General features: G+C 65.2%; 10 protein-coding genes. 6 read left to right on the plus strand and 4 right to left on the minus strand.

Translation table 11 applies throughout. The features are described 5' to 3' along the window. Window positions 1–15 precede the first annotated feature (15 nt). From BG60_RS22615 to BG60_RS22635, 5 genes are all read left to right on the plus strand, one after another. Entirely contained in the window at window positions 16–1,677 is a 1,662-nt protein-coding gene (locus BG60_RS22615; RefSeq protein ID WP_034472999.1) for an ABC transporter substrate-binding protein, read from the plus strand. A 4-nt stretch (window positions 1,678–1,681) separates the two neighbouring features. Further along, window positions 1,682–2,689: an ABC transporter permease gene (locus BG60_RS22620; RefSeq protein WP_008351219.1), complete on the plus strand. Its 1,008-nt coding sequence runs from the start codon at window positions 1,682–1,684 to the stop codon at window positions 2,687–2,689. Continuing rightward, entirely contained in the window at window positions 2,686–3,543 is an 858-nt protein-coding gene (locus BG60_RS22625) for an ABC transporter permease (protein WP_008351220.1), read from the plus strand. Before BG60_RS22620 ends, BG60_RS22625 begins: the two co-directional genes overlap by 4 nt. Next, window positions 3,540–5,615, plus strand: coding sequence for an ABC transporter ATP-binding protein (locus BG60_RS22630; RefSeq protein ID WP_034472969.1), 2,076 nt, complete (start codon window positions 3,540–3,542; stop codon window positions 5,613–5,615). Before BG60_RS22625 ends, BG60_RS22630 begins: the two co-directional genes overlap by 4 nt. A 74-nt stretch (window positions 5,616–5,689) precedes the next feature. Then, entirely contained in the window at window positions 5,690–6,109 is a 420-nt protein-coding gene (locus BG60_RS22635) for a Rap1a/Tai family immunity protein (protein ID WP_008351222.1), read from the plus strand. A gap of 12 nt (window positions 6,110–6,121) precedes the next feature. On the opposite strand, the gene BG60_RS22640 is transcribed toward BG60_RS22635, so the two are convergent. Genes BG60_RS22640 through aspT (BG60_RS22650) form a run of 3 tightly spaced genes read right to left on the minus strand, consistent with a single transcriptional unit; the run spans window position 6,122 to window position 10,404 of the window. Then, window positions 6,122–6,970: an aldo/keto reductase gene (locus BG60_RS22640; RefSeq protein WP_034472970.1), complete on the minus strand. Its 849-nt coding sequence runs from the start codon at window positions 6,968–6,970 to the stop codon at window positions 6,122–6,124. Window positions 6,971–7,025: 55 nt separating this feature from the next. Further along, on the minus strand, window positions 7,026–8,717 hold the full coding sequence (aspT, locus tag BG60_RS22645; protein WP_008351224.1) for an aspartate-alanine antiporter: 1,692 nt from the start codon (window positions 8,715–8,717) through the stop codon (window positions 7,026–7,028). A 4-nt stretch (window positions 8,718–8,721) separates the two neighbouring features. Beyond that, complete coding sequence (gene aspT, locus BG60_RS22650) at window positions 8,722–10,404, minus strand: aspartate-alanine antiporter (protein WP_034472972.1); 1,683 nt, start codon at window positions 10,402–10,404, stop codon at window positions 8,722–8,724. A 476-nt stretch (window positions 10,405–10,880) separates the two neighbouring features. On the opposite strand from aspT (BG60_RS22650), the gene BG60_RS22655 reads away from it, so the two are divergent. Beyond that, window positions 10,881–11,891, plus strand: a complete 1,011-nt coding sequence (locus BG60_RS22655; protein WP_241484878.1) for a LysR family transcriptional regulator — start codon at window positions 10,881–10,883, stop codon at window positions 11,889–11,891. Window positions 11,892–11,997: 106 nt separating this feature from the next. Here BG60_RS22655 and BG60_RS22660 read toward each other — a convergent pair whose 3' ends face one another. Then, window positions 11,998–12,504 carry a plasmid fertility inhibition factor family protein gene (locus tag BG60_RS22660; RefSeq protein WP_008351228.1) on the minus strand — a complete coding sequence of 169 codons (507 nt, stop codon included), beginning with the start codon at window positions 12,502–12,504 and terminating at the stop codon, window positions 11,998–12,000. Window positions 12,505–12,704: the final 200 nt, after the last annotated feature.

Consider the following 12,704-nt stretch of genomic DNA (forward strand, 5'->3'; position numbering starts at 1 on the left):
ACGGAAAAGCACACGATGAAGAAACCTTCGACCGACGCGCATCTTCTGGAACTGGCCCGCCCTCGCGCGGGCGAACTGGGCAATCACGCGATCGACGAGTTCATGGCCGGACGCCTCACGCGCCGCGAGTTGCTGCGCCATGCGAGCGTGCTCGGCATCGCGCTCACGGCGGGCGGCATCTTCGGTATGCCGGGCGCGCGGGCGCAAGGCGCGGGCAAGCCGGGCGGCACGATCCGCGTCGCGCATCTGATGCCCGCGGGCGCCGTCGATCCGCTCACCGTGACGGATGCGTCGGGGCTTGCGCTCATCAATCAGACCGGCGAATTTCTCGTCGACGACGACAGCGAACATCTAACGCTCAAGCCGGCGCTCGCGCTGTCGTGGTCGTCGAATGCCAAGGGCGACGTGTGGACGTTCAAGCTGCGCCCGAACGTGAAGTTCCACGACGGCCAGCCGATGACCGCGAAGGACGTCGTCGCGACCTTCAACCGCCTGTCCGATCCGGCGACCGGCTCGGCTGCGCTTTCGGTGCTGAAGGGCGTGCTGTCGAAGGATTCGGCGAAGGCCGTCGACGATCACACCGTCGAGTTTCATCTCGACGCGCCCAATGGCAATTTCCCGTATTACGTTTCCTCGGATACGTATAACGCCGTGATCCTCCCGGCGAATTTCAGCGGCCCTTACGAGAAGACGTTCATGGGCACGGGCGCGCTGAAGCTGGATAAATACACGCCGAAAGTGGGCGCATCGTTCGTGCGCAATCCCGACTACTGGGGCGAGAAAGCGCTGCCCGATCGCGTGCAGTTTTCCTTCTACGCGGATCAACAGGCGCAGCTTCTCGCGATGCAAGGCCGCCAGGCCGACGTGATGGGCGACTTCACGGTGCAAGGCGGGGTCGCGATGCTGACGAATCCGCAATTCAAGGTGCTCGGCACGAAGTCGAGTTCGCATCGGCAACTGCATATGCGCTGCGACATGGCGCCGTTCAAGGACAAGCGCGTGCGTCAGGCGCTCGCGCTCGCGATCGATCGCGAAGTCATCGTGAAGGGCCTGTTCCGCGGCCGCGCGCAAGTCGGCAACGACAGCCCGTTCGCGCCGGTTTTTCCGTCGAGCGATCTCAGCGTGCCGCAACGCAAGATCGACATCGCGCAGGCGAAGAAGCTGATGAGCGATGCCGGCGTCGCGAACGGCTTCGACGTCACGCTCACGACCGAAAAGTACATGGAGATTCCCGATCTCGCAGTCGTCGTGCAGAACGCGGCGAAGGCGATCGGCATACGCATCCAGTTGAAGGTCGAGAGTCAGGACCTCTATTACGGCTCGGGCACGTTCGGCAAGTCGGACTGGCTCGATTCGCCGCTCGGCATCACCGATTACGGGCATCGCGGCGTGCCGAACGTGTTCCTCAACGCGCCGCTGACGAGCGGCGGCACCTGGAACGCGGCGCACTTCAAGAATCCCGAATACGACAAGCTCGTCGCGCAGTTCGTCGCGGCGCTCGACGTCGCGTCGCAGAAGAAGCTGTCCGGGCAGATTCAGCATTTGCTGCTCGACGAAACGCCGGTCGTCATCCCCTACTTCTACGACCAGCTGATCGTCACGCGCGCCAATGTCTCCGGCGTGCGCTTCAACGCGATTTCGCAGATGTGGTTCGACCGCGCGACGATCTCGACGTAAGCGAATGAGCACGATCACGCCCACGGCGCACGTCGCCGACTTCGCCCGAATGAAGCGCATCGCGCGCTTCGTCGGCGTGCGGCTCTTGCTCGCGCTCGTCACGCTGTGGCTTCTGTCGATGATCGTCTTCGCGGGCGGCCAGTTGCTGCCCGGCGACGTCGGCCGCGCGATTCTCGGCCCGCTCGCCGATGCGCGCGCGGTCGCCGCGCTCAACCATCAGCTTGGCGTCGACCGGCCGCTTCTCACGCAGTATTCGAGCTGGATCGGCCATTTCCTGCGCGGCGACATGGGCGAGTCCTACGCGTTTCGCGCGCCCGTGGCGCCGTTCATCGGCAACGCGCTGTGGAATTCGGCGAAGCTCGGCGCGCTCGCGTTCGTCGTCGTGGTGCCGCTCGGCATCGCGGGCGGCGTGTACGCGGCGCTGCATTCGGGACGATGGATCGATCGCGTCATCAGCATCGGCGGATTGACGGCGACGGTGGTGCCGGAATTCGTCTCGTCGATCGTGCTGATCCTGATCTTCGGCGTCTGGCTGCAATGGCTGCCGATCGAAGCGACCGCGCCTGCCGACGCGGGCTTCTTCACGCAACTCGAACATCTGATCCTGCCAGTGCTGCCGCTCGTCTTCGTGTTCTTCGGCTACATCGCGCGGATGGCGCGCGCGGGCACCGTCGAAGCGCTCGACGCCGATTACACGCGCACCGCGATCCTGAAGGGCTTGCCGCAGCGCGTCGTGATCGTGCGCCATGTGCTGCGCAACGCGCTTTTGCCGACCGTCACCGTCGCCGCGACGCAGCTCGGCTACATGATCGGCGGACTCGTCGTCGTGGAAACGCTGTTTCACTACCAGGGCATCGGCTCGCTGATCTACAACGCCGCAAAAGCGAAGGACTTTCCGATGCTCGAAGCGGGCGTGTTGACCATCGGCGTGATCTATACGGCGGCGAATCTGATCGCCGATGCGCTCTACGTCGTGCTCAATCCGCGCCTGCGCACCGGGGAAGCGAAATGAGCACGGCGGCCGCTATCGCACCGAAATCGCGCCGCTTCGAAGCGTTGAGCGCGCTCGTGCGTTCCGCGACCTTCGATATCGGCGTGCTGATCCTGCTCTTCTGGGTGCTGTGCGCGCTCTTCGGCCACTGGCTCGTGCCGCACGATCCCTACGCGTCCGATCCGCTCAACTCGCTCGTCGCGCCTTCGGGCGATCACTGGTTCGGCACCGACCAGCTCGGTCGCGACGTGTTCGCGCGCGTGATCGTCGGCTCGCGCGACATTCTGACGATCGCGCCGCTCGCGACCTTGCTCGGCACGGCGGCGGGCACGGCGCTCGGGCTCGTCGTCGGCTATTTCGACGGCTGGGTCGACGCCGCCATCGGCCGCGTGATCGATGCGCTGCTCGCGCTGCCGCTCGTGATCGTCGCGCTGCTCGCGCTCGCCGCCGTCGGCGCGAGCAACACGACGGTGATCCTCGTCATCGGCCTCACCTTCGCGCCGATCACCGCGCGCACCGTGCGCGCCGCCGTGCTGAGCGAGCGCCATCTCGACTACGTGCTCGCGGCGCAATTGCGCGGCGAGAACGCGCTCTACATCATGTTCGCGGAGATTCTGCCGAACGTGCTGCCGCCGATCATCGTCGAGGCGACCGTGCGTCTCGGCTACGCGATCTTCGCCGTCGCGACGCTGTCGTTTCTCGGCTTCGGCATTCAGCCGCCGTCCGCCGACTGGGGTCTCGCCTTGTCCGAAAGCTATACGCTGATGGCGGGCGGCGCGTGGTGGACCGTCGTCTTCGACGCCGCCGCGATCGCATCGCTGGTCGTCGCGGTGAATCTCGTCGCGGATGCCGTGCAAGGAGTGCTCGACCGATGAACGGACCGCCGCCATCGGCTTTTCCCACGTTCGGCGCCGCGAAAGGCGATCAGGCCGACGCGCTCACGGTCGTCGGCCTCACGGTCGCGTACCGTTCGCGCGGACGCGAACGTGACGTGCTGCAGGACGTCACGTTGCGCGTCAGGCGCGGCGAGGCCTACGGGCTGGTCGGTGAATCGGGCTGTGGCAAGTCGACCGCCGCGCTCGCGGTGCTGCGCTACTTGCCGCGCAACGGGCGCGTGAAGGCTGGCCGCATTTCGATCGCCGGGCGCGACGTCGCCGCGCTCGACGCCGACGCGCTGCGCGGCATGCGCGCGACCGCCGTGTCGATGGTCTATCAGGATCCCGGACGCGCGCTGAATCCGTCGCTGACGATCGCGCGGCAAGTCTCCGAAGCGTTCGAAGTCACGGGCGCATCCGCCGACGAAGCGCTGTCGCGCACGGCCGACATGCTGAGACGCGTGCGCATCGCATCGCCCGAACGCGTGATGGAGAGTTATCCGCATCAGCTTTCGGGCGGGATGCAGCAACGCGTGGTCATCGCGATGGCGCTCGCGTGCAATCCCGAACTGCTGATTCTCGACGAACCGACCACCGGTCTCGACGCCACCGTCGAAGCCGAAGTGCTCGATCTCATCGCGCAATTGCGTGCGGAGTTGGGCACGGCCGTGCTCTTCATCAGCCACAATCTCGCGGTGATCGGGCGCATGTGCGATCGCGTCGGCGTGCTGTACGCGGGCAAGCTCGTCGAGGAAGGCACGACCGCCGACGTGTTCGCCAAGCCGCGTCATCCGTACACGGTCGGCCTGCTGCGCTGTCTGCCGCGTGCGGGGCGCGCCAAGGGAACGGGCCGGCTCGACACGATTCCAGGCTCCCTCCCGCTGCCCGGATCGATCACGCAGGGCTGCATTTTCGCGCCGCGCTGCAAGCTCGCCGACGAGCGTTGTCTGAAGGACGCGCCGCCGCCGTATCGCGTGGCGTCGGCGCACGGCGATCAGATGGCGCGCTGTCACTATCACGAACGCGCGGAAACGCTGCCGCGCTCGGCCGACGAAGCGCCGGTGCCCGTCGCCGATGCCGACGGTGTCGATCAGCCGCTCGCGCTATCCGCGCGCAATCTCTCGAAGACATTCCGCGTCGGCGATGAAGACGTGCGCGCCGTCCACGATGTCTCGCTCGATCTCGTGCAGGGCGAAACGCTCGGGCTCGTCGGCGAATCGGGCAGCGGCAAGACGACGCTCGCGAAGCTGCTGCTCGGCCTCGTATCGCCCGACAAAGGCGCGTCGCTCGAACTCGACGGCGCCGCGCTGCCCGAGCGCGTGACCCGGCGCAGCGAAGAACAGGTGAAGTCGCTGCAGATCGTCTTTCAGAACCCGGATTCCGCGCTGAATCGCGCGCATTCCGTGCGGCAACTGATCGCGCGTTCGCTGTCGAAGCTCGCCGCGTTGCACGGCGAAGCGAAGGAACAGCGCCTGCACACGCTGACCGAAGCGGTGCGTCTGCCGGAGCGCTATCTGAGCTCGCGCACGCGGCAACTGTCGGGCGGATTGAAGCAGCGCGTCGCGATCGCGCGCGCGTTCGCGGGCGATCCGCGCGTCGTCGTGTGCGACGAACCGACTTCCGCGCTCGATGTCTCCGTGCAGGCCGCAATCCTCAATCTGCTTGCCGATCTGCAGCGCGAGCGCCGCGTCTCCTACGTGTTCATCTCGCACGATTTGCATGTCGTGCGCTATCTGTCGGACCGCATCGCCGTGCTGTATCTCGGGCGCATCATGGAGATCGGGCGCGCGGCCGCCGTCTTCGACGGACCGCAGCATCCGTACACCGAAGCATTGCTGTCGTCGGTGCCGTCGATCGACGGGACGCACGCGAAGCGCATCCGGCTGTCGGGCGAGTTGCCGAGCGCGGCGAATCCGCCTTCGGGCTGCGTGTTCCATACGCGCTGTCCGCGCAAGATCGGCGAAATCTGCGAAACCGAAACGCCGCCGTGCCGCGACGCCGGCGACGGTCACGCGATTCATTGCCACATTCCCGTCGACGAATTGCGCACGCTGCAGCGTCAGGCGCGCTGAGGCTTTCGTCGGAACCAAAGCGGCGTTGCGCGCCTCTCATCGGTTCAACCTTCAAAACAACGAGGATTCAACCGATGAAACCCGCCCTCTCCGCCGCGCTTTGCGCACTGACTTTCGGCGTCGCGACGGCCGCGCAGGCGCAGACCGCACCACAGGCTCCGGCGCCCGGCGCGTCCGATCCGACTTTCTCGGCCTACGCGCTCGCGCAGCAATGCGCCGCGAAGTCCGACAACACGGCGCAAGGACAATGCGTGGGCGCGGTACGCGGAATCGTGCGCGGTTATCAGTACGGCGTGCTGTTTCTGTCGCAGCGCACGTCGCTGCCCGATGGCGAGACGAAGCGCGTATCGCTGTGTCTCGCGGACACGACCGTGTCGTCGATCGTCGACGACTTCCTCGCCGATGCGAAGCAGGTCAACGAAGCCGATCTGAGGCGCACGCCCGCGGAAGTCGCGGTGCTCGGCTCGGTGCACGCGCATCACGCGTGCACGTGATCCGGCGCGTCGTCACAGCATTTCGAGCGGGCGCTTCGACTTCGGCGGCTTGAACTGCCGATCGATGTCCGCGAGCTCGTCGGCGGACAGGTGAAGATCGAGCGCCGCGCGATTCTCGCGAACGTGCGCGACATCCGACGCTTTCGGAATCGCGAATACCTGCGGCTGCTGCAGCACCCACGCGAGCGCCACCTGAAACGCCGACACGCCGCGCGCCGCCGCGATCTGTTCCAGCGCGCCGCCGCGCGGCAGACGCGCGTGATCGACGGGGCTGTACGCCATCGCGGGCATGCGGTGCTCACGCAGCCACGGCAACAGATCGAACTCCGCCCCGCGCCGCGCGACGTTGAAGAGAATCTGATCGGTCGCGCAGGCGTCGCCGCCATCGAGCGATAAGAGCTCTTCCATGTCGTCCGTGTCGAAGTTGCTCACGCCCCAGTGGCGAATCTTGCCGTCGTCCTTCAGTTTTTCGAAACCCGCGATCACGCCTTCGAGATCCTCGCCGCCGCGCCAGTGCAGCAAATACAGATCGATGCGATCGGTCTTCAGGCGTTTCAGGCTGCGCTCGCATGCGCTCTGCACGCCGCGCTCGCTGCCGTTATGCGGATACACCTTGCTGACGATGAAAAGCTCGTCGCGCCTGTCGCCGAGCGCTTCGGCGATGAGCTTCTCGCTTTCGCCTTCGCCGTACATCTCGGCGGTATCGATGAGCGTCATGCCGAGATCGATGCCCTCGCGCAAAGCGGCAATCTCGCTCTTGCGCGCGTTCGGGCGCTCGCCCATTTCCCAGGTGCCCTGGCCGAGTTTCGGAATCGCTTCGCCGGACGGAAGCGTGACGGTTGCCGCATTGGATTGAGCCATGAAGAAGTCTCCTTGCAGGTCCGCCGATTATGGCGCAAGGAGCACGCCCGCCGCTTCAGACGAGCCCGACCACCAAAGGTCCGAGCAAGGTCAGCAGCACGTTCGCCAACGCATACGTGATCGCGAACGGCACCGTCGGCGCGGCGCTTTCGGCTTTGTCGAGCACGCCGCCGAACGCCGGATTCGCACTGCGCGAACCGGTGAGCGCGCCCGCGAGCAGCGCCGCGTTGTCGTAACGCAGGACGTAGCGGCCGAAGAGCATCGTCAGCACGAGCGGAAACAGCGTGACGAACACGCCGAGCAGGAAGATCGTCAGCCCGCTCTGTTTCACCGTGACGACCGCCTGCAAGCCGGAATTCAGCCCGACCACCGCGACGAACGCCGCCAGTCCGAAATCCTTCAGCAATTGCGATGCGGCCGGCGGCATCACGCCGTACATCGGATGCTTGCCGCGCATCCAGCCGAACAGCAAACCGGTGAGCAGGCAGCCGCCGCCCGAGCCGAGCGTGAGCGGCACGCCGCCTGCATCGACGACGATCAGCCCGATCAGCAACCCGAGCACGATACCCACGCCCATGTAGATGAAATCGGTCTTGTCGGAATACGGCAGTTCGTAACCGGCGGCATCGACGGCGCGCTTCGTGTCCTGCGGCGCGCCGTAGAACGTGATGACATCGCCGTGATCGAGCGTCGTCTCGGGCAGCACCGGCAACGGATGCCCCGCACGCGTGATGCCGTGGATATACACGCCGTGCCGAATGTCGCGATCGACCGTCGCGCGCACGTCGGCGATGCTCACGTGGTTCATCCCGCGCTTCGTGAACACGCCCTGACGCTTCTGCATGACGACGCTGCTGCCATCGGCGTCCGCGATTTCCTCGCCGATGTGCGCCGTCGCGCCCGCCATCGCCTCGCGCCGCCCGACGACGAGCACGATATCGCCCGCTCGCAATACGAAGTCCGCGGCAGGCTCCAGCGCGCGCCCGCCGCGCCGGATGCGCTCGACGGTGATCATGTCCCGGTCGTCGACTTCGACGTGCGCGACCGTGCGCCCCGCCGCGCCATCGTGCGTCACGCGATACGTGCGTCCGACGAGCGCGGGCAACGCCGAAATCTGCCCTGGTCCGGGACCGGACGCCCCGCCCGCGAGCGCCTTCTCCGCTTCGATCGACGCATCCCTGAGACTCTGCCCCATGAACTTCGGCAGGATGTTCACGCATACGATGATCGCGCCGAGCGAGCCGAACACGTACGTTACCGCGTACGCGACCGCGACGTCGGCCTGCAACGCCTTGGTCTGATCGGCGGGCAATCCGAGCCGCGCGATCGCATCGCCCGCCGTGCCGATAATCGCCGATTGCGTCAGCGCCCCGCCCGCGAGTCCGGCCGCTAGCCCCTTGTTGAGCCCGAACAGCTTCGCGCAGACGATCACGCTCGCGAGCGCCGTCACCGCGAGGAACAGCGCCATCGCGATTTCGCGCAGCGTGCGGCGGTTGATCGAGCTGAAAAACTGCGGGCCGGAGTCGTAGCCGACCGCGTAGATGAACACGGCGAACATCACGGATTTCACGCCGTTGTCGATCTGCACGCCCGCCTGGCTCACGATCACCGCCGCGATCAGCGAGCCGCCCACGCCGCCCAGTTGAAACTTGCCGAAGCTGATCTGGCCGATCAGATAACCCGCCGCGAGCGAAAGAAAGAGCGCCGATTCCGGCGATTTCTGGAAGATGTCGTGGAGCCATTCCATACGGTCAGCCCAGTTTGCTCGCGAGCCCGACGATCACCGGGCCGAGCAGCGGCAACAGCACGTTCGAGAGCGCATACGTGATCGTGTAGCCGATCATCGGCGTCGCGTTGCCCGTCACGCCGACGAGCGCACTGATCGCGGGCGTGCTGCATTGCTGACCGGCGATCGCGCCGAGCAGCATCGGCACGTCGAGCTTGAGCAGCCATCGTCCGATGAAGAGCGACGCGAGCGCCGGCACGAGCGTGATGACGATGCCCGCGACCGGCAGCGCGATGCCGTATTCGCGAACGAGCCGCAACGCGTCCGGGCCCGCCGACAGCCCGACCGCCGCGATGAACGTGCACAGGCCGAAGTCCTTCAATATCTGCGCCGCCGCCGAGGGCAGCGAGCCGGTCAGCGGATAACGCGAGCGGATCCAGCCGAACAGCAGCCCCGCGAGCAGGCAGCCGCCGCCCGTCCCGAGCGTGAGATCGATGTCGCCGGCATGTACCGACAGCCGCCCGACCGCGATGCCGAGCAGCACGCCGAGCCCGAGGAACACGAAGTCGGTTTTCTGCGTCGCGCGGATGATGTAGCCGAGCCTGGCCGCGCCGCGCGCGACATCCTCCTTGTTGCCGATGAGCGTCAGCACGTCGCCGCGATGCACCTGCGTGCCGGCGAGCGCGGGAATCGTGCTGTCGAGACGCGTCACGGCCGCGACGAAGACGCCGTGGGCGTCGGCGGGCGCGGCGCGGGCGCGCACCTGGGCGAGCGTGAGGCCGTGCAGTTCGCGCCGCGTGAGCATCACATCCGTGCGTTCGACATAGACATCGGAGACGCCGTTGCCGAAAACTTCCTCGCCGATCGCGGGAATCGCCTCGACCAGCGCCTCGCGCCGCCCGCCGACCACGACGAGATCGCCCGCCTTCAGCATGACCGCCGCTTGCGGCTTGATGACCGAGCGGTCGCGCTGCACGCGCTGCACGCTGATGTTGTCGCGAAAGCGCTTCTCCAGGTCGCCGACGGTGAGGCCCGCGGCGGCCGTCACCCTTAGCTCGCGGCCCGCGAGCGGCGGCGCGGCGGGCGTCTGCCCGGTGCCGAGCGCGCCGTCGCCGCCCAGCTTGCGCCACACGCGCTCCGCTTCCTCGCGCAGATTCACGCGCAGGATGAGCGGCGCGAACTGGCTCGTGAACAGCACGATCGTGACGAGGCCGAACAGATAGCTCACGCTGTAAGCGGTGACGATGTTCGCCTGCAGCCGCGCGGTATCTGTCGTGGACAGGCCGAGCCGCCCGATGGCCTCCGACGCCGTGCCGATCACCGCGGATTCCGTCGCGCCGCCGGCAAGCAAGCCGGCCGCCGTTCCCGCGTCGAGTTTCAATATGACGGCGGCGCCGAGCACGAGCGCGACCACGACGACGATCTCGACGATCGACAACGCGCCGTAACGCCAGCCGCGCCCGATGTTCGCGAAGAACTGCGGGCCGCCCGTGAAACCCAGCGCGAAGATGAAGAGCGCGAATGCGATGTTCTTGAGATCGGGTGAAATGCGCGCGCCGCTTTGTCCAAGAATCAGCGCGACGACGAGTGTGCCGCAAACGCCGCCGAGCTGAATGGGGCCGAGCTTCACGGACCCGACGAGATAACCAATAGCGAGGCTCGAAAATAGGGCGATTTCAGGATGCGCCGCAAGCAGAGTCCAAATCATGACGTCAACCCGTGTTTTCGAATTTCGAACGTAATTGCGGCATCGATATATCCATCAATATCCGAAAAGAGAAACGGGTTTTGCACCAAAAGTTTTAATCGGCATTTACCGGGCGATATATAAAATCTCTTTCGGCCTTGAGTGTTACTTCGATGCGTTCGCACGCGGAAAGCGCGCAGAAAATGCCGTTTTTTAAGCAAATTAACCATACAGTCTTAATCCGCGAAAGATTTACGAAATCCATGCATTTCGTACATATTGCATTTCGAACAGCGCTAAATTAGTTTTCGAAACATGCGTCTTCGCTATTAACAGCGGCAATAACGATGCGGTAAATTTATCGCTCAATGGAAATTTGATATTGCAAATTTGGTTAGCCCTAAATATTATCGACTTAACGCGAGATTCAAGAACCGGACACAAAGTTGTCCTAGAACAACATGTCCGGCCCGTGTGGTAAAACCTGAGAGGGCTGAATGATGAATCAGATCCATGCAATGCGTGTGTTCGTGCGCGTGGCAGACACGGAGAGTTTTCGCCGCGCTGCTCAACAACTCGATGTCTCGAATGCGCTCGTGACTCGGGCAATCGCGATGCTCGAAGCGCATTTGCGAACACGTCTCATCAACCGCACTACCCGCAATCTGTCTCTCACGGAAGCGGGCACACGCTATCTCGAGGGCTGCCGCGCGTTGCTGGAGGAACTGGATCATCTGGAATCCACAGTCACGCACACCGAAGGCGAGCCGAGCGGCACTTTGCGCGTCGTTGCATCCAGCGCGCTTTCGCTGCTCACGCTGACGCCGCTCATCGACGGCTTCCGCAAGGTGTATCCGAAGGTCAACGTGCGGCTCACGCTCGCCGAGCGCCATGTCGATCTCGTCGAGGACGGCTATGACGTCGGCATCGTCACGGCGTTCATGGTGTCGAGCACCGCGCTCATCGAGCGGCCGGTCGGCACCAGCGCGCTCGTGACGGTCGCGACGCCCGCGTTCGTCGCCGAGCATGGCACGCCCGCCACGCCGACCGATCTGCAAACGTTGCCGTCCGTCGGACTGCCGAACGAAATGCGCAGCCAGACCTGGCATTTCCGGCATCGTCACGGCGCCGCCGATCAGGTCACCCTCGCGCCGGTCTACACGGTCAACAACGCGCTGATGGTGCGTCTCGCCACGCTGAAAAGCATGGGCTTCTCGATTCTTCCCGAAGGCATCGTGCGGGCGGACATCGAAAGCGGCACGCTCGTCCGCCTGCTCGACGGCTATTCGATCGACGACCCCGACATGAAAGTGTCGATCGTATATCCGGGGCGGCAATATCTGCCCGCGAAGACGCGCTTTTTCATCGACTATGCGCTGGACTATCTCGGCCGGGAATTCACCGCGCAAGGCGGCACGCGTCCCGACGAAATCATCCGCCCGACCATGCCGGCGATGATGCCGATGCAGGCGTTGCGCAACGCGACCGCGACCGCGACCGCCAACTGAAGCCATAGCAAGCACAAGGGCCAGCACGGCGTTTTACCGCCGTCTGACCCAATCTCCCGATCGCACCGCACAACTAAGCTTCGTCCAGCGCCGAATCGGGCGGCGCTCAACCCTCCCCGTACTCCGCATTCGACGCATCCGGCGCCGCGCACATCTCGCGCAGCAAGGACGCCTCGCGCTCGTGCACTTCAACCGGCATCAACAAGGCGCCGGCATAGGCCATGTAGCGCGCGCGATGCTGGCCGTTGCGAAACGCCACGACACCTTCCCGATGCACGCCCAGCAACCCGAGCAGCCCGGGCGAGCGGCGCACGCTGATCGTCACGTAGGGCATTTCGGGCACGCGCGGATTGTCCGGATCGAGAAACTCGCGGATGCCGCGCACCTTGCCCGCGTGCCAGTCGTCGACGGCCTTGAGCACGTAGTCGGTGTCGTCGCGATCGGCGCACGCGAGGAGCTTCCTCACGTCGACGAGCACGACCTGATGACGCGAGCCATGGTCGGTGAACACCCGCTTCAGCCGCACGAAGTCGTACTGCGGATGGCTCTGCAATCTGACGATCCAGACCGCTTCTGCGGCGGTCGGCGCAACCATCGTGTCCATGTTCGGCATAGGAGGAAGACTGCGGCGCGCGCGCCCCGTGCGCGCGTGTTTCGCTGACAAGCAGCCTGAACGACCGCCGCTGAACAGGCGCTCGGGCTAAACAAACTTTTACACCCTAGACGCAATTCGTGAAAGCGCCATGACGGGCACGGCATGTGCTTTTGTTGCCAGAATCGAACACATGGACATAGCCTGCGAGATCGCTTGTC

Source organism: Caballeronia zhejiangensis (assembly GCF_000698575.1).
GTDB classification, from domain to species: domain Bacteria; phylum Pseudomonadota; class Gammaproteobacteria; order Burkholderiales; family Burkholderiaceae; genus Caballeronia; species Caballeronia zhejiangensis.